Annotated in this window: 18 protein-coding genes; 5 read left to right on the top strand and 13 right to left on the bottom strand. The window is 47.3% G+C overall.

Annotated elements, in window-relative coordinates; translation table 11 throughout:
- The first annotated feature begins 134 nt into the window (after positions 1 to 134).
- Both WC980_01605 and WC980_01600 read left to right on the top strand, forming a co-directional pair.
- Positions 135 to 926, top strand: coding sequence for a hypothetical protein (locus WC980_01605; protein MFA5793756.1), 792 nt, complete (start codon positions 135 to 137; stop codon positions 924 to 926).
- A gap of 234 nt (positions 927 to 1160) precedes the next feature.
- Complete coding sequence (locus WC980_01600; protein MFA5793755.1) at positions 1161 to 2411, top strand: hypothetical protein; 1251 nt, start codon at positions 1161 to 1163, stop codon at positions 2409 to 2411.
- A gap of 178 nt (positions 2412 to 2589) precedes the next feature.
- Here WC980_01600 and WC980_01595 read toward each other — a convergent pair whose 3' ends face one another.
- Positions 2590 to 5346, bottom strand: a complete 2757-nt coding sequence (locus WC980_01595) for a putative Ig domain-containing protein (protein ID MFA5793754.1) — start codon at positions 5344 to 5346, stop codon at positions 2590 to 2592.
- Positions 5347 to 5497: 151 nt separating this feature from the next.
- On the opposite strand from WC980_01595, the gene uvrB reads away from it, so the two are divergent.
- From uvrB to WC980_01580, 3 genes are all read left to right on the top strand, one after another.
- A complete protein-coding gene (uvrB, locus tag WC980_01590) occupies positions 5498 to 7414 on the top strand; it encodes an excinuclease ABC subunit UvrB (protein MFA5793753.1) in 1917 nt (638 codons plus the stop codon).
- Between the two features lie 87 nt (positions 7415 to 7501).
- Positions 7502 to 8704, top strand: a complete 1203-nt coding sequence (gene truD, locus WC980_01585) for a tRNA pseudouridine(13) synthase TruD (GenBank protein ID MFA5793752.1) — start codon at positions 7502 to 7504, stop codon at positions 8702 to 8704.
- A 67-nt stretch (positions 8705 to 8771) separates the two neighbouring features.
- On the top strand, positions 8772 to 10145 hold the full coding sequence (locus WC980_01580) for a TatD family hydrolase (protein MFA5793751.1): 1374 nt from the start codon (positions 8772 to 8774) through the stop codon (positions 10143 to 10145).
- Between the two features lie 3 nt (positions 10146 to 10148).
- Here the strand turns inward: WC980_01580 and dapA are convergent, their stop codons facing one another.
- From dapA to WC980_01520, 12 genes are all read right to left on the bottom strand, one after another.
- Positions 10149 to 11012, bottom strand: a complete 864-nt coding sequence (gene dapA, locus WC980_01575; GenBank protein MFA5793750.1) for a 4-hydroxy-tetrahydrodipicolinate synthase — start codon at positions 11010 to 11012, stop codon at positions 10149 to 10151.
- A 2-nt stretch (positions 11013 to 11014) separates the two neighbouring features.
- The gene (locus tag WC980_01570; protein MFA5793749.1) at positions 11015 to 11758 is read right to left on the bottom strand and encodes a pyridoxine 5'-phosphate synthase; all 744 of its coding nucleotides are present in this window, start codon (positions 11756 to 11758) and stop codon (positions 11015 to 11017) included.
- 4 nt (positions 11759 to 11762) lie between these two features.
- Complete coding sequence (gene glmM / locus WC980_01565) at positions 11763 to 13094, bottom strand: phosphoglucosamine mutase (protein MFA5793748.1); 1332 nt, start codon at positions 13092 to 13094, stop codon at positions 11763 to 11765.
- A gap of 2 nt (positions 13095 to 13096) precedes the next feature.
- Positions 13097 to 14167 carry a hypothetical protein gene (locus tag WC980_01560; protein ID MFA5793747.1) on the bottom strand — a complete coding sequence of 357 codons (1071 nt, stop codon included), beginning with the start codon at positions 14165 to 14167 and terminating at the stop codon, positions 13097 to 13099.
- A gap of 2 nt (positions 14168 to 14169) precedes the next feature.
- The gene (cdaA, locus tag WC980_01555) at positions 14170 to 14934 is read right to left on the bottom strand and encodes a diadenylate cyclase CdaA (protein MFA5793746.1); all 765 of its coding nucleotides are present in this window, start codon (positions 14932 to 14934) and stop codon (positions 14170 to 14172) included.
- Positions 14931 to 15800 carry a dihydropteroate synthase gene (gene folP, locus WC980_01550; protein MFA5793745.1) on the bottom strand — a complete coding sequence of 290 codons (870 nt, stop codon included), beginning with the start codon at positions 15798 to 15800 and terminating at the stop codon, positions 14931 to 14933. The genes cdaA and folP overlap by 4 nt, the downstream gene beginning before the upstream one ends.
- Positions 15800 to 17671, bottom strand: coding sequence for an ATP-dependent zinc metalloprotease FtsH (gene ftsH / locus WC980_01545; protein MFA5793744.1), 1872 nt, complete (start codon positions 17669 to 17671; stop codon positions 15800 to 15802). The genes folP and ftsH overlap by 1 nt, the downstream gene beginning before the upstream one ends.
- Before the next feature lie 4 nt (positions 17672 to 17675).
- Positions 17676 to 18149 (bottom strand): LPS assembly lipoprotein LptE, encoded by a 474-nt coding sequence (gene lptE / locus WC980_01540; GenBank protein MFA5793743.1) that lies wholly within the window; start codon positions 18147 to 18149, stop codon positions 17676 to 17678.
- Positions 18146 to 19078 carry an outer membrane protein assembly factor BamD gene (bamD, locus tag WC980_01535; GenBank protein ID MFA5793742.1) on the bottom strand — a complete coding sequence of 311 codons (933 nt, stop codon included), beginning with the start codon at positions 19076 to 19078 and terminating at the stop codon, positions 18146 to 18148. Before bamD ends, lptE begins: the two co-directional genes overlap by 4 nt.
- Positions 19079 to 19087: 9 nt before the next feature.
- Positions 19088 to 19885 (bottom strand): DNA repair protein RecO, encoded by a 798-nt coding sequence (gene recO / locus WC980_01530; protein ID MFA5793741.1) that lies wholly within the window; start codon positions 19883 to 19885, stop codon positions 19088 to 19090.
- A gap of 121 nt (positions 19886 to 20006) precedes the next feature.
- On the bottom strand, positions 20007 to 22094 hold the full coding sequence (locus WC980_01525) for a DUF4139 domain-containing protein (GenBank protein ID MFA5793740.1): 2088 nt from the start codon (positions 22092 to 22094) through the stop codon (positions 20007 to 20009).
- Between the two features lie 16 nt (positions 22095 to 22110).
- The gene (locus WC980_01520) at positions 22111 to 24339 is read right to left on the bottom strand and encodes a VIT and VWA domain-containing protein (GenBank protein ID MFA5793739.1); all 2229 of its coding nucleotides are present in this window, start codon (positions 24337 to 24339) and stop codon (positions 22111 to 22113) included.
- Between the last annotated feature and the right edge of the window lie 3 nt (positions 24340 to 24342).

The raw sequence follows: 24342 nt of genomic DNA, 5'->3' as shown, positions 1-24342 counted from the left end.
TTACCGTTAACGCGTAGTTGTGAATTTAGCATGTCCCAACGAAGCTGCGCTTGTTGGGATCTAAGAGCCAGTAACGCCCTTGCCCGTTTGGCCGGGCAATTGCTAACTGGCTCTAAGAGAGGGAGGTGATAACAATGATAAAAAGCAAAGCAAGGATATCGATAGTTGCGGTCATTACCCCGGACCCGGATATGGGTGCCAAGTGGGTGCGGGACCTGACCGGCAACGCGGATACCATCAACAAGAGGCGCAAGAAAAGGGTTGATACGGACGGCACTTTCGGCCAACTGATAGCAACTCAATCTGCGGATGAATACGGGCCAATGGTTGCGCCCGGATTCGTATCCAAGGGCGACCTCTCGGCTGAAGATATTCGCACTAAGCAACGCGATAACCTGATGAATGCCTACAACAAGTACAACGACAACCTGGATAGGATGTTCGAGGAAGTTGACGGTGTTGAGGCCAAACGGTTCAAGGAATCCGTTGAGGCCAAACAGTCCTCCTGGGAGGAAGGCATTCCCAAGGTACTGCGGCTTACCGGGAGCAAGGCAAACGGTAGGCAGGCGGCATCTCTGGTCGGCTATTGGCTGACCGGATACCAGCATATTGTCGGGCAAATGCCTGAGGGCACGGTCGTTCTGGCCGGTGGTCCTTACGACATCGCCAAGGCAAAGCTGAAAGCTACCCTGCGCACCGGATTGACCCAACTGTTGGTTCAGACCGGCGTGACTGTTACGGCATCGGGTTATTCCGCTACCGTTCTGGCGTCACAAAACCAGCGTATCAAGGATTATCTGGAGAGTATGGCTGACCCGCTCAAGGCAACTGACTGGGTATCAACCATTACCGCGGATAAGTCCTACTGCGTCTGGTTCGTGGAGGAAGGCCAGCTGAAACTGGAGGTTCAGATTTATATACCATAAGGTATGTAACAGGAGAAGGGGCGAGTGCCTGCCCGCCGGCAGGCGGGCACCGCCCTTAACCTCCAACACTATGAAAAGGATTTATGAAACGGATATGGCAACAACGAAGACAATGTCAGGCATTAACCGAGTATCTCCGGCCCTGTCGAAACCAAGCTTTCTACAGGTTCGGCAGAAAAAGGTGGTATGTCTGCCCGGACCATAAGTTCGGGAACGCAAAAGGAGTGATGTTTTATGGCAAGGACTTTATTAGACCGAATCAACGAAATCAAAACAAAGCACTTAAGCCCGCAATCGGTTACGGGCGACAAGATAGCAGATAATGCTATCGCGGAGAAACACATCAAGGACGGCTCGGTTACCAAGGCCAAGATTGCCGACGGCGTTATCGGCAAGGACGAGATAGCGGACGGCGCAGTCAGCACGCCCAAGATAGCAGGCAACGCCGTAACCACGGATAAAGTTGCCAACTCGGCAATAACACCGGAAAAGGTTGCGGACGGGGCCATCACCGCACCAAAGATAGCGGACAATGCCATTACCACGGCCAAGATTGCCACAGGCGCAATCACTCGGGACAAGGTGGCGGATAAATCAGTCGGCACGGCCGACCTGGTGGACGGGGCGGTCACCAATCCCAAGATTGCAGACAATGCTGTAACCCAGGGTAAGATAGCGGCTAACTCGGTCGGTTCGAGCGAGTTGATAGCCGGCGCGGTCGGTAACACGGAACTGTCCAGCAATGCCGTAACCCCGCCCAAGGTGGATGCGGTCAATGCTCCGGCGGATGGGCAAGTGGTTTCTTACGAACAGGCGACGGGTAAGTTTAAGTATGTGACCTCAGCCGGAGGCATAACACGGCCATTGATTCCGCCAATAGAAAACGCAGAAATCGCAGGAGACGCAGTAACCGCCGAAAAGATAGCAACAGGCGCTGTTACCAATGCGAAGATAGCCGACCGGGCCGTTGATTGGGTCAAGATTGCGCTGAGCTCCATCAACCACGAATTGCTCTACAATATCGCCCCGCCTACGGACGGACAAATACTGTCTTTCGATGCGGCCACCGGCAAGTTTAATTGGATTGCTCCGCCCACCGGCGGTGCGGGCGGGATGCAGTTGACCCTGTTGTCCGGCCAGCCCTTGGTGTTCTCCGAGAACTCGATGACCGATATTGACCAGTTGGTGGACCTGTCAACCCAGATTCCGGCCACGGCCCAGGCGGTGCTCTTAGAAATCCAGTTCAACGCCATGTCCGTGCCGGTGGGTATGGAACAGATATTGACCGTATTCGGTAGAAGGGCTGGGATGAACTTCGGCTCAAGCACGGTGCACTTTATATGGCAAAACATCGCCAACCTGAACCAGAATGCCTATAAAGAGGCAACCCTGGCGGTAGATGCACTTAGACAAATCAAGGTGATGATTACCAAATCGGGTCAGTTCTGTAGCACGAATGTGTGGGTGAAAGGGTATATTGAATGAGTCTGAAGAGTCTAAAGGGTTTGTGGAGTCTGTGGAGTCAGGCTTTGCGCTCTTCTTGCCCCGTTAGAGGTACGTCTCTAATGGGGCAAGCTCGAACCGGCACTAAGAAGGGATAAGTGACAAGGGGCGACCTTTAATTGGTCGCCCCTTATTTATTTGAACCAGAATATTAATGAATTTATTGATTCACCTGGACCGGCGATTCTTTCCAGATGGTTCCGTCGCCCAATTGGCCCTTGTTGTTATTGCCCCAGGCCCAGAGGGTGCCGTCGGCTTTAAGCGCCAGTGTGTGCTGCCAGCCGGCCGCGATGGCAATCCAGTTGGTGCCGGTAATCTGGGTGGGGAGGGTTTTATCGGTATTGGTGCCGTCGCCCAGCTGTCCGTAATTATTATAGCCCCAGCCGTAAAGGGTGCCGTCGGTCTTGAGGGCCACGGTATAATTCTCTCCGGCGGATACGGCCGACCAGTTGGTGCCGATACCGATCTGGGTGGGCAGGGTGCGGAGTGAAGTAGTCCCGTCGCCTAATTGCCCATAGGAATTATTGCCCCAGGTCCAGAGCGTGCCGTCGGTTTTGAGCGCCACGGTGTGAAATAGGCCGGTGGACACGGCGGCCCAGTTGGTGCCGGCAACCTGGTTTGGGACATTTTTCAATAAAGTTGAGCCATCGCCTAATTGCCCGTAGGAGTTAATGCCCCAGGACCAGAGCGTGCCGTTGGCCATAATGGCCGCGGTGTGCCATCCGCCGGCCGATACGGTCGACCAGTTGGTGCCGGTAATCTGTGTCGGGGTATTATGATCTGTTAGTGTTCCGTCGCCCAGCTGGTAGTTGTTATTGCGTCCCCAGGTCCAGAGTGTGCCGTTGGCCATAATGGCCGCGGCGTGATTGGTGCCGGCGGACAAGGTGGCCCAGTTGGTGCCGGTAATCTGGGTGGGGAGGGTTTTATCGGTATTGGTGCCGTCGCCCAGCTGTCCGTAATTATTATAGCCCCAGCCGTAAAGGGTGCCGTCGGATTTGATGGCCAAGGTATAGTATTCGCCGGCATCCATAGTCGACCAGGCGGTACTGGTAATCTGAGTAGGAACTATTATCCCGGAGCCGGCGCCCAGTTCGCCGTAGGTGTTGCCGCCGCAGGCCCAGAGTGTGTTGTCGGACTTGATGGAAACTGAATGTTGTTTGCCGGCGGTGATATTGGACAGGCCGGTGGCGGAGGTGACACGCCAGCCGGTGCCGATTGCCTGGGCGGGCACGGTTTTATCCGGCGAGACGCCGGTGCCTAGCTGGCTGTAATAATTAAATCCCCAGGACCAGATGGTGCCGTCGGTTTTGAGGGCGATGGTGTGATATACGCCGGCTGACACGCTTGCCCAGCCGGTGCCGGTGACCTGGACCGGGTCGGCCCGGTTTGTGATTGTGCCGTCGCCCAGGACGCCGTATTCATTTTGGCCCCAGGCCCAGAGAGTGCCATCGGTTTTAATGGCGCTGGCATGGTATTGGTTGGTGGTAACAGATGCCCAAGTGGTGCCGGAAACCTGGGTCGGGACATAGGGGGCGGTCATTCCATTAGATCCCCAACTCCACAGGGTATTGTCGGTCTTGATGGCTATGGTGTTAAACCAGCCGGCGGCAATGACTGACCAGGTGGTGCCGGCAATCTGGGTGGGAGAGGTTTTGCTGATGGTGGTGCCGTCGCCTAATTGACCGAACCCGTTATCGCCCCAGGTCCAGAGTGTGCCGTCGGTTTTGAGGGCTGCGCTGTAGCCAATGCCGGCGGCAATGGCCGACCAGCTTATGCCGGTAACCTGAATGGGAATAGAGCTGTCGGTGGTTGTTCCATCACCCAGTTGGCCTAAGTCGTTTTTTCCCCAGGCCCAGAGTGTACCGTCTGTTTTAAGGGCCAGATTGTGATTCTGGCCGGCGGCTACGGCCGACCAGCTTATGCCGGTGACCTGGAGCGGGATGGTACTGTAAGTACCTGTTATTCCGTTGCCCAGCTGGCCTTCTGCATTCCTGCCCCAGGCCCAGAGTGTGCCGTCGGCCTTGATGGCCAGGCTGTGGTTTTCGCCGGCGGCGATGGTGGACAGGTTGGTTCCGGTGACCACTTTCCAACCGGTGCCGAGCACCGGGGTCGGAATATTCCGCTTGGTATCTGTCCCATCGCCCAGACAGCCGGCGCCATTCCTGCCCCAGGCCCAGAGCGTACCGTTGGCCTCCAGGGCCAGGTTATGATACCAGCCGGCGCTGATCCTGGCCCAGTTGGGAACGGTGTCTGTAACGGTAATAGTGATGGTCGATTCGGCGTAGAGACTGCCCGTATCGGTTACCCGGAAGGTGACCGGATAAGCGCCGGCCTGGGCATAGTTGGGTGTCCAGGAGAATACGCCGGATGAAGAGATAATGCTTGAGCCGGCCGGCAGGTCGGCGGATGAATAGGTGAGCGTATCGCTATCAAGGTCTGCGCCGGAGACGGTGAATGACAGTACGGCGCCTTCATTGACGGACTGGTTGGTGATGGTATTAAGGGTCGGAGTGCGGTTGATATTGGCGACGGTGATATAAATAGACCTTTCGGCTTGGGCGTTTTCGTCGTCGGTTACCCGGAAGGTGACGTAATGCGAACCGGACTGGGTATAGGACGGCGTCCAGGCGAAGACGCCGGTGGTAGAAATAAGCGTCGCGCCTATCGGCAGGTTGGGCGATGAATAGGCCAGGACGTCGCCATTAGCGTCGGTGCCGGAAAGGGTGAATGACAGTGCGGCGCCTTCGTTGACTGACTGGTTGGCGATGACGGCCAGTGACGGCGTATAGTTCGGGAGAGGTTCGCCGGACGAGCCGCTGGAACCGCCGCCTCCGCCGCCGCAGCCGCCGTAGTTGAACGCCGTTATATATGTAACAAATAAGGCCAAGACCAACACTTTCATCAATAGTTTGCGCATACCATACTCCTTTTATTAGATTTGTTACTGCATTTTCCACTTCAGTAGTATCAATATAATTGTTATTAATTTCCTGTCAAGTAAATATCCGGGTTTGTTAGGTTACTCTTGACTTCGCTGCCAAGGATAGTAATCTTTAGAGTTTAATAATATGGATAAATTTCAGTTAGTCACCAAGCTCAAGCCCCGGGGCGACCAGCCCGCGGCTATCAAGCAGTTGACCGCCGGCATCCTGGCCGGCAGGCCGCACCAGACGCTTCTGGGCGTGACCGGCTCGGGCAAGACATTTACCATAGCCCACGTCATCAATAACACCAACCGGCCGGCCCTGATTATGTCGCCTAACAAGACACTGGCCGCCCAGTTATACGCCGAGTTCAAGGAGCTGTTCCCGCATAACGCGGTGCATTATTTCGTCAGTTATTACGACTATTACCAGCCCGAGGCCTATATCCCGCACAAGGATATGTATATCGAAAAGGACGCGGCCATAAACGAGAATCTGGAGCGCTTGCGGCTGGCGGCCACATCGTCCCTGATGTCGCGCCGGGACGTGATTATCGTGTCCAGCGTTTCGTGCATCTACGGCCTGGGCGACCCGGAAGACTATGCCGGGATGGTCCTGCCCCTGCGGATTGGCGATGTGCTTAGCCGCGAGTCCGTGCTCAAGCGCCTGATAGATATGCAATACGAGCGGAATGAATATGAGTTCAAGGCCGGACTGTTCCGGGTGCGCGGCGAATCAATAGAAGTTTTCCCGGCCTACGACGAGACGGCCATCAAGATAGTTTTCAGCCAGACGGCCACTTCCAGCTTCATTAAGGAAATCAGCCGCTTTCAGCCGCTGACAGGAACAATAATGGAGACGCTCAAGAGTTATAACGTCTTTCCGGCCAAGCATTTCGTCATACCGGAGACCAAGATAGGCCGGGCGGTCAAGTCCATCCGGCAGGAGTTAAAAGAGACCCTGGCCCGGATGAAGAAGCAGAAGAAACTGCTCGAGGCGCAACGTTTGAAGACCCGGACCAATTACGACCTGGAGATGTTGCAGGAGCTGGGCTATTGCAAGGGCATAGAGAACTATTCGCGCCATTTCAGCGGGCGGCTGGCCGGGCAGAGGCCGTACACGCTGGTGGATTATTTCCCCAAGGACTTTCTGTGCTTTATGGACGAGTCGCACACGGGCGTTCCGCAGGTGCGCGGGATGTTCTTCGGCGACCGGGCCCGCAAGGAGGTATTGATTCAATACGGGTTCAGACTGCCTTCGGCCCTGGATAACCGGCCGATGCAGTTCGATGAGTGGGAGAAGGCGATTAATCAGGTGGTATACGTTTCGGCTACGCCCGGGCCGTATGAGATGGACCGGACCAAGGGCGAGGTGGCCGAACAGATTATCAGGCCGACCGGGCTGGTTGACCCGCAGATTGTCGTCCGGCCGATTACCGGGCAGATAGACGACCTGCATAAGGAGATGGTTACCCGGATTAAGCGCAAGGAGCGCATCCTGGTGACCACCTTGACCAAGCGGCTGGCCGAGGACTTGAGCGTTTATTTCCAGGGCAAGAACATCAAGGGCCGGTATTTGCATTCGGAGATAGACACCATCGAGCGCACCCAGATTCTCAGGCAACTGCGCGAGGGCAAGTTTGACGTGCTGGTCGGTGTTAACCTGCTGCGTGAGGGGCTGGACCTGCCTGAGGTGTCGCTGGTGGCCATCCTGGACGCGGATAAGGAGGGTTTCCTGCGTTCGACTACGTCCATCATCCAGACGGTCGGGCGGACGGCCCGGAACGTCAACGGGCTGGTGGTGCTTTATGCCGACCAGATGACCGGCTCGATGCAGAAGGCCATAGACGAGACCACTCGCCGCAGGAATATCCAGCTGGCATATAACAAGAAGTATAAGATAACGCCTAAGACCATAAAGAAGGCGATAATGAACGGGATAGACCTGGAGCAGAAGGCCGAAGGCATCAACCGTAAGGCCGGCGGGTTCAGGGATAGGGAATACGACGATTTGGAGGCATTGAGGATACTGAGGCAGGAATTGTTCGAGTCGAATAAGTAATAGCCACGGAGACACAGAGTTCACAGAGGCGGATTTAATTATAATTTTATATTCTCCGTGTGCTCTGTGTCTCTGTGGCAAGATTATATGAAGATAAAACAGTTACCATCTGATTTTGTGGTGCGTGAGGTGTCCGGGATTAAACCCGGTCGAATGGGAATCTATGCCGTCTACGAGCTGGCTAAATTCGACATCGGCACGATAGAGGCGATGGACATCATCGGCAAGTTCTGGGCCCTCAGCCGCAAGGCCATCTCGGCCGGCGGGCTTAAGGACCGCCACGCCCAAACCGCCCAGTTGATTTCCATCTACCGCGGGCCGGACAAGGACATGACCCAGGACCGGTTTCAGCTCAAATACCTGGGCCGGGTTGAACACGCCATCGGGCCGGATTCGTTCGATGCCAACCACTTTGACATAACCATCCGCGATTTGTCCAAGCCCGAGATGGACCGGATAACCCAGCGGCTGGACGAGGTCAGACGGGACGGCCTGCCCAACTACTTTGACGAGCAGAGGTTCGGGTCGGTGCGCGCCGGGAACGACTTCGCCGCCAAGCAGCTAATTCGGCGCGATTATGAAGGCGCCCTGAAGACGGCCCTGACCTCGACCTCCGCCGCGGACCGCAAGCAGGTCAGGGATGTCAGGACCGCCATCAGCCAGAACTGGGGCAAATGGGCGGAGCTGATGGGGTTATTGCCCAGGTCACCCGAGCGGAGCATCGTCAACTATCTCCGGGACCATAAACCGGTCAATTTCAGGCGGGCCTTCGAGCTGATTGACCCCAAGCTGGTGCTGTTGTACCTGCACGCCTACCAGAGTTATCTGTGGAATAAAGGGCTGAGCCAGTACCTAACGCGGAATATCCAGAATGGGGCAAATAGTAATTCAGAATTTATCAGGTTTCCGTATATGCTGGGCGAGTTCGTATTCTACCGGCAATTGCCTACTGAGGCGCTGGAATCGCTCCAAGGGCTGAGTATTCCGTTTGTGACCCACCGGACCGTATATAATGACTCCACAATCAGGCAGATATTCGAAGGGATACTCAAGGAAGAGGGCATCAGGATGGAAGATTTCAAGATTCGCGGTATGGTCAAGACATATTTCCGCAAGGGCGAGCGCAATGCCATAATATTTACGGATAAGCTGTCGGTCACGGCGGCGGAAAGCGATGAGCTTAATAAAGGTAAGCAGAAGATGACCGTATCATTCGAGATACCCCGCGGCGCCTACGCCACTATCCTGGTAAAGCGGCTGACATACGATTTCTCACTGAAAGCCATTTAATTTATTGACTTTTTTGGTTATTTAGTTATAATGACAAAGTTATTTTTATCATCACTAAAGAGGATATATGATAGATACGCATGCGCACCTGGATTTCCCGGATTATAAAGATGACTTGTCGGCGGTTATAGAGCGTGCGCAGGGCAACGGAGTAAGCCACATAATAACCGTCGGAACGGATATGGCATCCAGCAAAAGGGCTATTGATATCGCCAGCCGGTATTCTAATGTTTACGCCTCGGTCGGCATTCACCCGAGTAATTCCAAGGATGTGAAACCGGAGGACTGGAAGGAATTCGAGAAGCTGATTAGCGAGAAGAAGGTGGTAGCCATAGGCGAAACCGGATTGGATTTTCACAAGGACTACGCGCCCAAGGATGCGCAGGAGAAGGTTTTTATCAAGCAGCTGGAGCTGGCCAGCGAGTATGAATTGCCGGTGATAGTTCATTCGCGCGAGGCGCATCCGGAATGCCTTAAGACGCTTAAACAGGTAATGGGCAATGAAGTCATCGGAGTGGCGCACTGTTTTTCCGGTACGGCCGAAGTAGCTGAAGAATACCTGAAGTTGGGTATGAGTATCTCCATCGGCGGGCCGATAACATTTCCCAAATCGGAACAGCTTAAGAAGGTGGCCAAGAAGATTACCGTAGAAAACCTGTTGCTTGAGACTGACTGCCCGTTCCTGGCGCCCCAATCCAAAAGAGGGCAGCGGAACGAGCCTGCATATCTGACCTATTGCATCGAGGAGTTGTCCAAAATATACGGCCTGAGTATTGCGGATATTGACAGGGTTACATCGCATAATGCCAAGAAGCTTTTTGGGTTTGAACAGCTGGTAAAAGAAGGCGAGGTTGCCTATTCGATAAGGAATTCTTTATACCTTAATATCACCAATCGCTGTACGGCCCAGTGCTATTTCTGCGTGACCAAGTTTACCGATTACGTCAAAGGCCATAACCTGAGGCTCAAGATTGAGCCTTCATTAGAAGAGGTGATAAAGGCGATACCGGATAACGTGTCGAAGAAGTATAAAGAGGTGGTGTTTTGCGGTTACGGCGAGCCGACTCTGAGGCTGGATGTCATCAAGGGTGTGGCCAAGCATCTTAAGAACAAGGGGATGAACATCAGGCTCAATACCAACGGGCACGGCAATCTTATCCATAAACGGTCCATCGCCGTTGAACTTAAGGGGTTGATTGATGTCGTTTCGGTCAGCTTGAACGCCACCGACCCGAAAGAATATGTCAAAACCTGCAACCCGCAGTTCGGCGAGATTACGCTGAGCAAGGTGTTGGAATTTATTAATGACGCCAAGAATAACCTGCCCTATGTGGAAATAACCACGGTCATAAGGCCGGGTATCGAGGCGGACAGGTTCAGGGATTTTGCCAAAGAACTGGGGGTTGATTTCCGGGCCCGGATTTATAACGAGGTCGGCTGAACCTTAGAATTTATAACCCTGGAGCACGCCTTTCAGCTTAACCTGATTTTCTTTGGACATTTCCGTCAGGGGCAGTCGCATCTCGCCATTAAGCCGGCCCAGCATTTTCATCGCGGCCTTGACCGGGATGGGGTTGCTTTCAATGAATAGGGCTTTATTGATAGGCCCGAGTTGGTAATGATATTGTTTGGCTAGCCTGATATTTCCTTGTTCAAAGGCATTGATCATTGCGACTATATTTTTAGGCAAGATGTTACTGCTGACCGAAATCACGCCCTTGCCGCCGAGGCAGAGAATCGGGAAAGTCATATAATCATCGCCCGACAGGATGGTTATGTTACAGAGTGATTTTATTTGTCCGACCTGTTCGAGGCTGCCGCTGGCTTCCTTGATGGCCGCGATATTCTTTATTTCCGAAAGCCGGGCGACCGTTTCCGGGGCGATGCTGACTCCGGTGCGGCCCGGAACATTGTAAAGGATTATCGGCAGCCTGGTTTTGGCGGCGATAGCCTTGTAATGCAGGTAAAGGCCGTTCTGTGTAGGTTTATTATAGTAGGGCGTCACTATTAGGGCGCCGTCCAGGCCAATGGCTTCGGCCATTTTAGTGAGTTTAATGCTTTTAGCCGTATCGTTGGTGCCTGTCCCGGCGATAAGCGTTATCTTATTACGGAAATATTTTACGGCCGTTTTATAAATGGCGGTTTTTTCGTCATCGCTAAGGGTTGGGCTTTCGCCAGTGGTGCCGCAGAGCACCAGTCCGTTAACGCCTGAACTTATCTGGAAATCTATCAGTTCTTTGAGCTTCTTGAGGTCAAGTTGCTGCTTTTTGAACGGGGTAACCAGGGCGGTAATGCATCCGTTGAACATAATCAAATCCTTCTGCTAATCAGCTGTTTCATTTCCCGGACGGCTTGTTCCAGTCCGACCGTTACGGCATGGGAAATAATGCTATGGCCGATGTTTAGTTCCTCGATTTCCAGAATATTGGTAATCCCACCGACATTAACATAAGTTAAGCCGTGTCCGGCGGCTACGCTCAGGCGCATATTTCGGGCGCTGACAGCGGCTTCGCCTAATTTGATATAACAAATCCTTTTCTTTTCCGGGTCTTTGGCGTTGGCGTATTCTCCGGTGTGGAGTTCTACGATATTCGCGCCGATTAATTTGGCTATCTGGAGCTGTTCCCGGTCCGGGTCGATGAATACGGAAACGGCAATATTATTTTTCCTGAAAAGCTTAGTGAATTCTTCGGCCCGTTTGCGTTCTTTTACGATATTTAATCCGCCTTCGGTGGTTAGTTCTTCACGGCGTTCGGGGACAAAGGTAACCTGGTCCGGTTTTACTTCCAGGGCGATTTTAGCGATTTCGTCAGACATGGCCATTTCCAGGTTCAGCTTGGTCGTGATAGTTTGGCGCAGCAGCCTTAGGTCGCGTTCCTGGATATGGCGGCGGTCTTCGCGCAGGTGAACCACAATGCTGTCAGCTCCGCCCAATTCAGCCATAACCGCGGCACGCACCGGGTCTGGTTCAAAATGTTGGCCGATAGTGATATCGCGGTAGCGCGCCTGGCGGATTGTCGCGATATGGTCAATATTAACGCCTAGTTTTATCATAGAGTTATAACGTCTTTTTTACTATATTAGCCAGCTCTTTAGCAAGTATTTCTATCTGTTTTTTGCTCTTGCCTTCCACCATTATTCTAAGCAGGGGCTCGGTGCCGGAGTATCTCAGGGATAGGCGGCCTTCATTGCCCAGAATTCTTTCAACCTCGGCGGCCTTGGACATCAGTGGCTTGATATTTTTTATCGGAAGTTTTGATTTCACCTTGACATTTACCAGAATTTGAGGGTATTTAGTCAGGCGTTTGGCCAGGGTTAAAAGGCTGGTATTTTCCTCCTTGACTATTTTTAGGATTATTAAGGCCGTTAGCAGGCCGTCTCCGCTCAAGGAATAATCCGAGAAAATAATATGGCCCGAGGGCTCACCGCCCAGGACGTAACCTCCAGAAAGCATTTTATTCAAGACGTATTTATCACCGACCGGCGTAGCCACAATATTGATATTTAGTTTTTTGAGGTAAGCGTTCAGCCCGGAATTTGTCATTATAGTCCCGACGATAGTATTCTTTTTGAGGAGTTTTTTCTTCTTTAGGTGCATTGCCCCGATTGATAAAACAAAATCCCCGTCGCGCACGATTCCTTTTTGGTCGGACATGATTACACGGTCAGCATCGCCATCGAAAGAAAACCCGGCATCCGCCTGGTGTTTTACGACAGACCTGCTCATTACGGTGGGGTGTAAGGCGCCGCAATAGAGGTTGATATTCTTGCCGTTAGGATGGTTGTTGATAGCGATGACTTTTGCGCCGAAAGATGATAGGACAGATGGAGCTATTTCGGATGCCGCGCCATTAGCGCAGTCAACTACTATTTTAAATCCTTTTAGGGAAAAATCTGGTCCTACCGCCTTTTTGAGTAAATGATTAACATATAGGTTGCGTAATTTATCGCCGTTATTAATCATGCCCGGGCGGATATTTTTCAGCTTAACAGGTAGTTTATTTAAAAGGTGTTTTTCAATGAGAAGTTCTGTTTTAGCAGGTATTTTTAGTCCGTTTTTACCGAATATTTTTATTCCGTTGTTATCAGCCGGATTATGTGAGGCTGATATCATTATGCCCATGTCGAATCCTTTTTCTTTTGTCAAGAACGATAAAGTTGGGGTGGGTATTATCCCAGCGTCGGTAATATTTATTCCGTATGGAAGGATTCCGGCTGAGAGTGATTGCATTATTGATTTTCCGGAAATCCTGGTGTCACGCCCGATAATTATTTGGGATGAAGGTTTTAGGATTAATCCTATGGTTTTGCCGAGTTTGACAAGGGATTCCGGTGTAAGCCATCCCGAGTTCGCAACATCTCTGATACCGTCAGTTCCGAATATTCTCATGGCTATTTAGGTGTTTCCGGAGGTTTAGGCGGCTCGGGCGGGGGAGGAGGGGTATTTTTTTCTGGAGGTTTAGGCGCTTCCTGTGCCGGTGGTTGTGGCGCTATGATATCAAGGGTTATTTGCTCTATTGGTTCAGCCAGTTCGATATCCTTAGGCGCATCCGGAGCTAATTTGAATTCCAAGGATGCGGTAAAGCTCATCGGAGGTTTAACTTCGGCGATATCGTTATATAATGAGGCTACGTTAACGAATAGATTCATGCTCTGTATTTTTAATAATTTTATGCTGGATAGAGGTCCTTTAACTTTTACCCCGCGCTCTTTTGATTTTAGCTGGATTTGATAAGGGAAATCAATGGGTATCAGAAGTTTTACGGGCACTTGAAAAACGGAATCGCTCATTTCGGCTTGAATATTCACTTCCACGTTAAATTTATCTTCGCTATATATTTTTTCGCCATCCAGTAAGGGGTCTATCTGCCCGGTACGCGAAAATGTTTTTTTATGTCCGGTTATGTCTATTTTCATTATTGAAATGCTGTCATATTTATTTAGAATATGAAGAGGTCCTTTCGCTAGAATGTCCGAAGGCTCGGCCCGGACTCCAGCGACTCGGTATTCTTTCTCAGGAGTTCCTTTAAGACAATTATCAGTCCTGATTTTCATGTATTTAGAGCCTTCTTTATATAAGACCACTCGGATTTTAGATGGTACAATAGAAACTATTTTGATGCCCGGAGCTAGTTTAAAATCTTTAGCGGATAATTCCTCAATAAACATTTGGTTTAATATATCAGGGTTGAGGTTGGCTATACGGTGTTTGCATATTAAATTAGTCGGAGGTTCTGTTTTTGCGGCATATTTCAGCCTGATTGATAATTCACTGATGGGGTCGCCTTCTAAAGTTTCCACCCGGCTAAGAATCTGTGATGGCGCTTCGATTTTAATTTGGGCGGTTGTATCTAGAGGATTTTCTAATTGCAAGCCTATATAGTACCAGACCAATAAAGCCAGGATAAGAGCGGTAACTTTTGTGCCAATATTATCAGTAAGAATCTTTTTAAATGAAATCATAGCTATTTATGGTAAATATCATGAATTGTTTTCTTTATTGCATCTTTATCCATGCCGCTTTTTAACTGCCCATTAACGCATAATGAGACCTGCCCTGTTTCTTCTGAGGCAATCAGGACGATGGCGTCGCTTTCTTCGGTTAATCCGATAGCGGCGCGGTGTCTGGTGCCTATTGTCTTAGGTATATTTTTGTTCTCGGTTAAAGGGAACAGGCATCCGGCGGCGATGACCCTTTCATCCTTGATGACTACGCCTCCATCGTGAAGGGCGGAGCCGGGATAGAATATGGTTTGTATTAACTCATTTGAAACATCGGCATCTATGTATGTGCCGCCTTCAATATAGGGTTTTAAGCCTATTTCTCTCTCAATTGCGACCAAAGCTCCATATTTACTTCCAGAAAGCTCAAATATCGCTTCAACTACCTCATCAATAACACCAGATTTAGTTTTTAAGAATGGCTTGAAGAAAGGATTTTGCCCCAATCTAAGTAGGATTCGGCGAAGCTCCGGCTGGAAAATAATTACCAGTGCGACGATAAGAAAAACTAAAAACCAATCATTCAAAATCCAGGAAATAGTATCCAGTTTAAACTGTTTGGCAACAGTTTTTACCAGTATGAATACTACGAGAAAACCGATAATTACACCCCTGAGTATACCTATACCGCCTGTGCCTTGCAGACTTTTTAGCAAGAAATAGAAAAATGCAAAAAGCAGGCCAATTTGCGCGGTTACAGTAATGATTTCTTGAATACTAATACTCATTTTATAATATTATCGCAAATAGTAGCCACCTGTTTCATTTCGCTCACATCGTGCACTCTGACTATATTGGCGCCATTTAGTATGCTTATCGCTACTGAAGCAGCTGTTCCTAGTAATCTTTTTTCTGGCACTAGGTTTAAGGTTGCGCCTATAAAAGATTTACGGGACGGGCCTACTAATATTGGGTAACCTAAGGTTTTTAACTCCGACAACCTTTTCAAAATGATGTAATTATCTTCTATTCTTTTACCAAAACCAATTCCTGGGTCAATAATAATTTGATTTTTACTTATGCCTTTTGACAGGGTTAATGCTATCCTTTCCCTAAAGTACTCCTTTATTTCAGAGATTATATTTTTATAGCAAGGTTTATTCTGCATGTTTCTGGGGGTGCCTTTAATGTGCATTATAACAACTGGAGTTTTGTATTTGAGGGCTATATCGACCATTTTGCTGTCAAATGTTAGTCCGGATATGTCATTGATTATTCTAGCCCCCGCTTTTATTGCTGCTTCAGCGACTTTTGATTTGTAAGTGTCAATTGAAATGATAGTATCTGGCTGCAGTTTTATTATCGTTTCTATTGTTGGAATAACCCTTTTTAATTCTTCTATAAGTTTAACCTTTTGGGCGCCGGGCCTGGTTGATTCTCCGCCGATATCGATAATATCAGCGCCGGATTCAGCCATCTTTAGGGCGTGATTTACAGCATGCCTACGATGATAAAATTTACCACCATCAGAAAAAGAATCCGGTGTGATATTCAGGATGCCCATAATTAATGTTTTTTTTAAGGGCAATTTTCCAATGTGATGGTTGGGAATGGGGATAGATTTGTTCTTTAAGTTAATTGCTATTAGATTCATTACGCCGTAGCTGTATTGTTGTTTTTATGGAAAGGTTCTATATCCACGCCGTTAGCGATATTTTCAATATCCTGAGAGGTAATAATTTCATATATCAGTAAATTTTTGGCAATATTTTCGCATAACTCTTTGTTCGAACTGATAAGTTCCTTGGCGCGTTCATAACAGGTAAGGAGTATTTTTTTGATTTCTTGATCTATTTCTAATGAGGTGGATTCACTATGATGGTTGGTTCTAGTAATTTCGCGGCCCAAAAAAAGGTGTTCTTCGCTGTCGGTGTAACTTATCGGGCCTAATTTTTCACTCATACCCCATTCAGTAGTCATCAGTCTGGCTAAAGCTGTAGCCTCCTTAATGTCCGAACGCGCGCCGGCAGAAATATCGTTGCAGAATGTCTCCTCTGCCGCTCGTCCGGCGAACAATACAGTAATATTTCCTAAAATGTATTTGCGCTGCATATGGTAACGGTCTTTTTCAGGTAAGCGCATGGTTGCCCCCAAATAACTGCCGCGGGGGATAATAGTTACTTTGTGTACATTTTCCACCTCAGGCAAGAGGTAAGCAGCCAGCGCGTGTCCGCTTTCGTGATAAGCAGTGATTTTTTTATCTTCTTCGGCCATTTCTCGGCTTCGTTTCTGCCGGCCCCAGCGTACTTTATCGCGGGCTTCCTCAAGATCTTCCATATCAACAAGTTCTTTTTTCTTCATTACCGCGATTAAAGCTGCTTCGTTTATTATTGCTGCAAGATCAGCTCCTGAAAACATTGGTGTTGTTTTTGCCAGGTTTGCTAGATTTACTTTTGGATCTATTTTAATTTTTCGTGAATGAATTTTAAGAATAGCTTCTCGCCCTTTAATGTCAGGTAGATCGATGGTAATCTGCCTGTCAAACCGGCCGGGTCTGAGTAGTGCTGGATCTAGGATATCAGGTCTGTTAGTTGCGGCCATAACGATTACTCCGGTATCAGTGTCAAAACCATCCATTTCCACGAGGATTGCATTAAGGGTTTGCTCGCGCTCATCATTTCCGCCACCGAGTCCGGTGCCGCGGTGTCTTCCTACAGCATCTATTTCATCCAGGAATATTATGCAAGGTGAATTTTCTTTTGCTGTTTTGAATAAATCGCGTACTCTGGAAGCGCCGACCCCGACAAACATTTCTACAAAATCTGATCCGGACATATTTAAAAATGGCACGTCGGCTTCTCCGGCGATTGCTTTAGCTAAAAGGGTTTTTCCTGAACCTGGGAGTCCGATTAGTAAGACTCCGCGTGGAATACGGGCCCCAAGCTTTTGGAAATGAGATGGGTCTTTTAGAAATTCGACTATTTCTTTTAATTCTTCTTTTGCTTCTTCCACTCCAGCGACATCTTCAAAAGTAATTTTCTTTTTATCTTTCGTGGCTATTCGGGCGCGGCTTTTACCAAATGAGAAAACACCGGATGGCCCGTTAGCATTTTTTACCTGGCGTATGAGAAGAAACCAAATAACTCCGACAATTAAAATCACCGGGAGTAATGCCAGAAATGCTTGGTACCAAAGAGAATTTCCGTCATCATAACTGAAATTCTCAGCAGAGACGCTATTTTTTAATTCATTCCATACAGTGGGTTCTTTTAAATATAGTTCAGAAACCTTATCAGTCTTAAACCTTACAAATGATTTTCCTTTTAATGACTGGGGTTCCTTATATTCACCTTCGGCGTAATTACCCTTTATTATGATGCTTTTAACTATTCCGGCTTTAGCCTGTTCTTGAAGTTGGGCGAATGTAATATTGCCTGTTTTTGTGAGATAGGAGTCACTGGCGTAGTAAAACATTATTGCCATGAATGTAATCAGTAAAGAAAAAAGTATTAATCCACGTTTCATAATATTATTCGAGTAGTGATACAACCCACTGACTTATATTTTCATAAATTCTTTCACGGGCGGAAATTTCGTCTTCTTTTCTTGAGGGGATTAGGTCATTTCTGGAGGTGTACTTTTTCTCCAAAATAGATTTTCCGGTTTTTTGGTCAAGCAATGTTACTTTGACGGTAATCACAACTTCGGATGCCATAACTATATCAAGTCGGCCCTCAATCGATACCGGTTTTTGATAATCAATAATTTCGCCCTTAATCAACAGGTCAGCGTACTCAGGTTTTGCTACTAAACGGAAGGGCGTGCGACTCTTAATTTGATTATGGACAAAATTAGTTAGTTCGAACTCGATTCCTCTGTAAGTAGTCTGATTTTCAAATATGGGAACAGCTATAGAGCTGGTTTCTTTTAAAAAGAGCGATGGTTTGTAACCGCAGCCGGAACTTAAAATTAAAGCAAATACAAGAAAAAAAGATATCTTCATTTGTCATCTTCGACTTTCGCGTTGGTTTTTGCTTTCTGTGCCCATTCGGTTTGGGGATAATTATGGACAAGGCTTTTGAAATATACCTGGGCTGCTTTCTCCTGGCCAGTTTTTTTATAGAAATAGCCAACCTGATAATCCCGCTCAGCTAATAAGGAGACTATTTCATTATACAATTTTTGTGCTTCACCCTTTAGGTTACTTTGGGGGTATTTAGTTAATAGTTCATTAATAGATACTTTTGCGTTTAAAAGAGGAGTTATCTCATATTCACTTCCTAGATAGTTGTTGATGTGGCATAAGCCGGCTCGATAGGTTGCTATATCAAGGGAAGAGCTCTGCGGGTATTTAGAAATGAATAATTCGTATTCTTCAAGGCTTTGCTCGAAATAGCTATGAGTAAAAAGGTAATCAGCTAATTTTAAGTGGTATGTTTCTGATGGTTTGGCGTAAGGGTAACGGGCTAAAGTATCTTTGATTATTTTAAGACCAAAATCAAACGCTGGAAGTATATATAAACCCCATAGACTTCTTTTAGCCCCTGAAATAAATTGCAACCCAACTTCAAATTCGCGTGTAAGTACTTCTTTGAATTTTAATGTGGCGGAAAACTCATTCAGGTATATTTCGTAAAGCTTATGTGCTTCTTCGTAATGGCGCGAATGAAAAAGGCATTCAGCTAGAAGAAAAGTTACCTTTTCTTTTTGCCCTGGGTTCTGCGTTTTTTCTACGCAAGAATTAAGGATTTTGATTGCATTGTCATACTGGCTGTTTTTTGAGAGTAATTCTGCTTCAGAATATTGACTTTCGATTTCCGGGGATGGTGGAATTTGGGCGGCCTCTTCAGCCGTTAAAAGTACTTTGCCGCTACATCCGTATAAAGACGTAGTAATTAGTAAAACACAAATACAAAACAATCGATATTGCATACTCTATTTTTAATTAAGCCACCTGTTCATTTTTAATTCTTTTCCGGTTATTGATGCTATATAATAATTCAAGAAGCTTCTCAATCCGTAAATCATTTTATGTGGCACTTTCAAGTTATTTCGATTCTGATAATTATCAGTTTCATCCTGAACGATGCCGGCATACCAAAGGACCGTTTTTAATATGCCTGGTGTCACTTTGACAGTTTCATGCGCCAGACTGCAATTATCACAAAGGATTCCTCCGTATCTGGAACTAAATTTCAGTATTCTTTTCTCTCCTATTCGGTTATCGCATAGCCCACACTGGAAGTCTTTCTCGAATCCGTTAGGAACCAGGCGCGGAATAAAACCAAGTTGTTTTAAGGAATTAGCCTCAAAATAAAATATTGCCTCCCACCTGTCAGTGGCTTTATCATCAGGAAGATCGTGTATTTTACTGATGGTTTTTAGCGCCAGATTAAACAAAACCTGGTTAGAATCTCCGGGCGGGGTTAATTCGTTCAGGAATTCTGCCAGATAAAGACCTTTATATAACCTTTCTAATCTATTCCTTAACCTCGGGAATTCGTTCTTTAAAGTATACTCGGTTAATAGATGTAATCCTTTTGGTGTCTTATCGATAAAAACTATCTCACTGTGCGCCAGCAGATCAACCGGCTCTAATTTATTGTGCTTGGGGCGTTTATTTCCACGGGCTAAAACCGTAATTTTGCCGTAATCAGCCGTGTAAAAAGTAACTATCTGGCTTGTTTCACTGTAATCAGTCCGAAACAGGCAAATTGCTTCAGTTTTTCTGAAAGCCATAATTAATTTATTGTAGATATATTTATTTGGGAGTCAAGAATTATATCAGATGACGATTGATCGATAAAAAAGCGCCCCTAAGGCCAATCCTATCGGGGCGCTTTCGGTAAAACAATATAATTTATTCTTCAGTAAATTCTTGTATTTTCTTAGCCAATTGGACTTCTAACCCTTTCCTTTGGTTTTGCGAATCAAGCATTAGGCTGCGCAAGTCAGTGATTTTACTTTCAACCTGCTGCAATTTTTCCACGTAGCTTGCTCTTACTTCGCGTTCTTTCGGGTCGTTTATATTAAGGGAATTCATATTGTTGCGATAACGGCTCTGGTCTTCATTCAGGCGCTGGGATTCCTGGTTGGCTTCATTGAAGATGTTGTTTTGCTTGGAAATCGCTTCCATTAAAACCTTTATTTCCCCCAAAAACTCCTTCATCTTCTTGCTAAGATAGTTTTGTCCTATATAAAAGCTGACTTGATCGAGCCTGGTATTACTCAAACTGATACTTGAAGCGCCTTCAAATTGTTCGACAACCTTAAAATCGATAGTTTTATTAGCGCCTAGTTCCAGCTTAAACCGGTAATAACCGGGGATTTCTTCTTCCGGCTTGATGGGTTCCATTAAGGCGTAATTACCGGTACGGGGGTGGTCAAGATAGAAGACAAAAGCCTTATTACTTTTGTTAATGCATTTATAATTGGTTTCATTTATATAAAACTGTCTTAAGACCATTGTCCCGTTGGCATAGGATACCTTGTGTACCGGTTTGGTATCTTGCTTGACGACTGGTTCAATGATACATGTTGTTTCCATTGCGTAAGGAATAATTTCTTTCATGCCCGGTTCGAGTGATTGCTTGAGCAATCCTTCTCCGACCGATGTTGATTCTTCAAAGAAAGTCAGCGGCCCGGTTTCCAGGGTTAATTTGCTGGAATTAGTTAGGTATAATGCGTTCATGGCTCGGGGCGAAATGGCCGCCCGGTAGTATAGGACTTTTTTGCCGTCAACCATTTCTGTCACTATCGGAATCATGGCTGACTGGCGGCGCTTGATGCTTACCGGCGTCTGGGAGTTATAGGAAAACATCTCGCCGACTTTTATACCAGTCGCAACAGATTTTACCGATGACGCCATCAACTCATTTAATGGTTGCTTGTTTTTACCATACCCGCCTCCTGTTATCATGCCTGGCGCCATAGGAGCAGCGTAAGCGCGGTTACCTTTCGCTTTATCGTTCATCCGGGCATCACCTTCTGCTTCCCAATTATTACTGTCTGCCATCTCTGATTTTGAAAGTGCCTCCAAATTAAGTTTGTCAGATGCGGTGGCTATAGCGTTCAAATCGATGATCGGCCGGGGCGGATAAAAAGACGTATACAAATCAAGTTTAAACGAAATGGGGTTGCCGGAGACAAAAGACATCTGGACATTATCCCAATCCTCGTCGGTTGGATTTTCGACAATGGCCCAGCCCTGCAAATAAGGCTGTTTGTTTTCCCCTAACAACAGGCGGTAAGACGTTTTCCATATGGGCATTTCCAGCAGATAGCCCATCAGGATATCCCTGTTACCTTTGCCGGTAGTTTCTAATTTAACTACTTTACGGTCGGTATATTTGGAATGGAGATAAATATCTAAAATACGTTGGAGGTCTTTCTGGATAGGTTCATCCAAAAGCCTCATGGTTGAAATATCAAATAGGCTGAAAGGTTGTATTGCGCCGTCGTCGCGGAGCAGAATAAGCTTATAAGAAGTTATCACGGTATTATCCATTTTCTGAGAGACCGGTTCAATGCCCAGTATACTGCCGCGAGCAGTTTCAGAGCCGATTTTAACCTCCACTTTGGCTCCTTTAAGCTGGGACAGGAATTGGGTCAGTGCCGCGCCCTCGGGCACGCGAATCAGGATGTTTTCCAGCTGTTTATCAATAGGGTCCTTGGAATCGTAGCCGATAGAGGTGATGCTTCCCTTGCCCGAAAGATCAACGGCAAAGAATGAGGTCAATAAATCCGGCATCTGGCTTGTCTTGAAGCTGAGCGAAATGACGCCATTGTCCTTAACCAATGCCAGCCTTTCAAAATAGCCCATGCCGTGCTTATACAGAACAATCTTGGTTACTGGAGGCGCATCGTTTTCCTTCTTTTCCTCCTGAGCTGTAACCATACCGCTCATTACTCCCAGGGTTATTACCAATGTCACCAGTTTCTTCCACATAATCCGTCTCCTTTCGTTACTCTTTTATAATTTCATATATCTTGTTGTCAAAGCAAACCACAACCTTTTCGCCTATGGCAAGATATTTAGCCAGTTGTGGCTGTTTGGAAATAAGGGTAAAATACTCGTCGCTCAGGTATTTGACTTTAAGCCGTTCCGTTTTGGTATCCTTTTCGTCATACTTGCTGTCATACCAGATATTGTTGTTGAGATAGAAGGTCTTGTCGGCTACCTGTTTTACGGTATCGCGGACCATTTTGTCTAGATATCCGTTGCCCTCTGGTTTTGCGGCATCGGAATCACCTTTCTTTAATCTTTCAGTCGCCATACTTTGTGTAACCGATTGAGGACCACTAGCGTTTCTCATCTCTTTTTGCGCTCTGATGCCTTCATTCCTCTCTGTCTCGGTGAAAATTCTTGGTGAATTTCTTAAAGGCGTCATCGGAGCGCCCGCGGTTTTGGTATCTTCCATTACCAAATAAGAGGTGTAAGGCGTAAGAATCCCGTATTCCATTGCAATCTTGATAATATCTTCTTTTACTTCCTTGCTTTCGCCGCGCAGTCTTACTTCGTCCAGAAGGTATCCTATTTTAGTAGTGGCCCAGAGCCTGGGAATAAAATCAGTGGATATATTCTGGTTAGTAAATGTAGATTCGTATTCAAATTTACGAGGTTCGCCATTAACCACGCCCGAAAGGGTAATCAATTTATTCCCGGAACTTTTATAGCGCCCAAAAATAACCAATTGCGTTCCGCGGAAAAGATCGGAAAGCACTTTTGGGTAGCGGTCATATATTTCTATGCCGGAGACATCGAGTTTCACGTCAGCCAGGACCGGATAGGCTATTTTATCATAGAAACTCGAGACTTTAACCTCGATATTTTCTTCAGGCGTGATATACTCACGGGTGCCGCGGTTTATCTCGGCTAACTTATCAAGCAGGTGGGTATTTACATCATAGCCTACGCCGAAGGTGAAAATCCGGACATTACTTTTGTTCTTAGAGGCGACATTCTTCAAGATGGTTTCGATATTTTGTTCGCCCACGGTTGGCAGGCCGTCAGTCATAAAAACAACGATAAAAGGTCTGGAATCTTTAGGGTCAACCATGCTAAGTGCTGATTGAAGTGCTTCATCAATATTCGTTCCGCCACGGGCATCGATGCTTTTAACCCAGTTTAGGGCCTCATCTTTGATTGTTTTGGTTACTTCCTGGATGCTGGGTTTGAACGGACGCACCTCAGTGGAAAATGTAATCAGATTGAACCGGTCAGATTCCTTGAGGCTGTTAATGCAGAAGTTAATTGCATTTTTAGCTTGTTCTATTTTATTGCTATCAGCCATGCTGCCTGATGTATCCAGAACGAACAGCACGTCTTTTTTAGCTATTTCAGATTCGGTAAGCGCATATTTAGGCGCCAGCAGCATCATAAAAAAACCATCGTTGTCTGGTTTTTTGTAACTGACCAAATTCACGCCGAACTGTTTATCCGAAAGCGTATAATACAGGATAAAATCCTTATCCGGTTTCATCTTGGTTTGTTCGAAGCTTAAAGATATGGTATTATCATCTTTACGATTGATATCAATGTTAGGATAAGTGGGGGAGTAAACTGTTTTTATGGGAATGGCAGATTTGATACTGGTTTTTATCACAGCCGAATCGATGATTTCAGAAGAGAATTTATTAGTTCCCCATGGATGGCGGAATGTGCAGACGCCATTATCGTTAGGCAGACGATAAGTGTAAGAGTACTTAATGCGCACGTTGCCTGGTCCCTGTCCAAGGTCCTGCTGCGCCGGCGGAATCGGGAAAACGCGCAGTTTAAGCATTCCGTGTCCGGCATATTCCAAGAGCGCCGGGTCAATCATCCGGCGGACGATATCCTGGTAATACTGCAAGGCTTTATCCTTATCCAGGAGTTCTCCTTTAGTTTCTTTTCCATTAATCCATAAAGCCAGGTTCTGGACGGTAGTTTCTGGCAGAATGGGCAGTATAAAGGTGCCTTCCAATTGATGGTTATTGGAGTTATGGAATATTTCATCTACGGTTACTATCGCCACCTGTTCCTCAATCTTGATATCCAAGGTGGTGTTCTTTACGGAAATATTAGTAACCTGGGTATTCGGCGGTAAAATCCTCCTATCGATGTCAATTACTCCGCAGGCGTTGACAGTCTGGGCAGGAATCAGTGTCATCCAGCTTAGGACAACCATTAAGCATGTTATCAGTTGCTTTTTCATACA

This window comes from Candidatus Brocadiia bacterium (assembly GCA_041658285.1).
Lineage (GTDB): Bacteria > Planctomycetota > MHYJ01 > JACQXL01 > JACQXL01 > JBBAAP01.
Note: the sequence above shows the minus strand (reverse complement) of the source record. Positions and strands in the feature narration are given on the sequence as shown.

What these genes read in the sequence shown, in the direction of transcription:
- WC980_01525 (MFA5793740.1), bottom strand. Translation starts at nt 22,094, where the DNA reads ATGTGGAAGAAACTGGTGACATTGGTAATAACCCTGGGAGTAATGAGC.
- uvrB (MFA5793753.1), top strand. Translation starts at nt 5,498, where the DNA reads ATGGATAAATTTCAGTTAGTCACCAAGCTCAAGCCCCGGGGCGACCAG.
- dapA (MFA5793750.1), bottom strand. Translation starts at nt 11,012, where the DNA reads ATGTTCAACGGATGCATTACCGCCCTGGTTACCCCGTTCAAAAAGCAG.
- cdaA (MFA5793746.1), bottom strand. Translation starts at nt 14,934, where the DNA reads ATGAGTATTAGTATTCAAGAAATCATTACTGTAACCGCGCAAATTGGC.
- WC980_01605 (MFA5793756.1), top strand. Translation starts at nt 135, where the DNA reads ATGATAAAAAGCAAAGCAAGGATATCGATAGTTGCGGTCATTACCCCG.
- lptE (MFA5793743.1), bottom strand. Translation starts at nt 18,149, where the DNA reads ATGAAGATATCTTTTTTTCTTGTATTTGCTTTAATTTTAAGTTCCGGC.
- WC980_01520 (MFA5793739.1), bottom strand. Translation starts at nt 24,339, where the DNA reads ATGAAAAAGCAACTGATAACATGCTTAATGGTTGTCCTAAGCTGGATG.
- WC980_01570 (MFA5793749.1), bottom strand. Translation starts at nt 11,758, where the DNA reads ATGATAAAACTAGGCGTTAATATTGACCATATCGCGACAATCCGCCAG.
- WC980_01595 (MFA5793754.1), bottom strand. Translation starts at nt 5,346, where the DNA reads ATGCGCAAACTATTGATGAAAGTGTTGGTCTTGGCCTTATTTGTTACA.
- bamD (MFA5793742.1), bottom strand. Translation starts at nt 19,078, where the DNA reads ATGCAATATCGATTGTTTTGTATTTGTGTTTTACTAATTACTACGTCT.
- glmM (MFA5793748.1), bottom strand. Translation starts at nt 13,094, where the DNA reads ATGAGAATATTCGGAACTGACGGTATCAGAGATGTTGCGAACTCGGGA.
- WC980_01600 (MFA5793755.1), top strand. Translation starts at nt 1,161, where the DNA reads ATGGCAAGGACTTTATTAGACCGAATCAACGAAATCAAAACAAAGCAC.
- ftsH (MFA5793744.1), bottom strand. Translation starts at nt 17,671, where the DNA reads ATGAAACGTGGATTAATACTTTTTTCTTTACTGATTACATTCATGGCA.
- folP (MFA5793745.1), bottom strand. Translation starts at nt 15,800, where the DNA reads ATGAATCTAATAGCAATTAACTTAAAGAACAAATCTATCCCCATTCCC.
- WC980_01560 (MFA5793747.1), bottom strand. Translation starts at nt 14,167, where the DNA reads ATGATTTCATTTAAAAAGATTCTTACTGATAATATTGGCACAAAAGTT.
- truD (MFA5793752.1), top strand. Translation starts at nt 7,502, where the DNA reads ATGAAGATAAAACAGTTACCATCTGATTTTGTGGTGCGTGAGGTGTCC.
- recO (MFA5793741.1), bottom strand. Translation starts at nt 19,885, where the DNA reads ATGGCTTTCAGAAAAACTGAAGCAATTTGCCTGTTTCGGACTGATTAC.
- WC980_01580 (MFA5793751.1), top strand. Translation starts at nt 8,772, where the DNA reads ATGATAGATACGCATGCGCACCTGGATTTCCCGGATTATAAAGATGAC.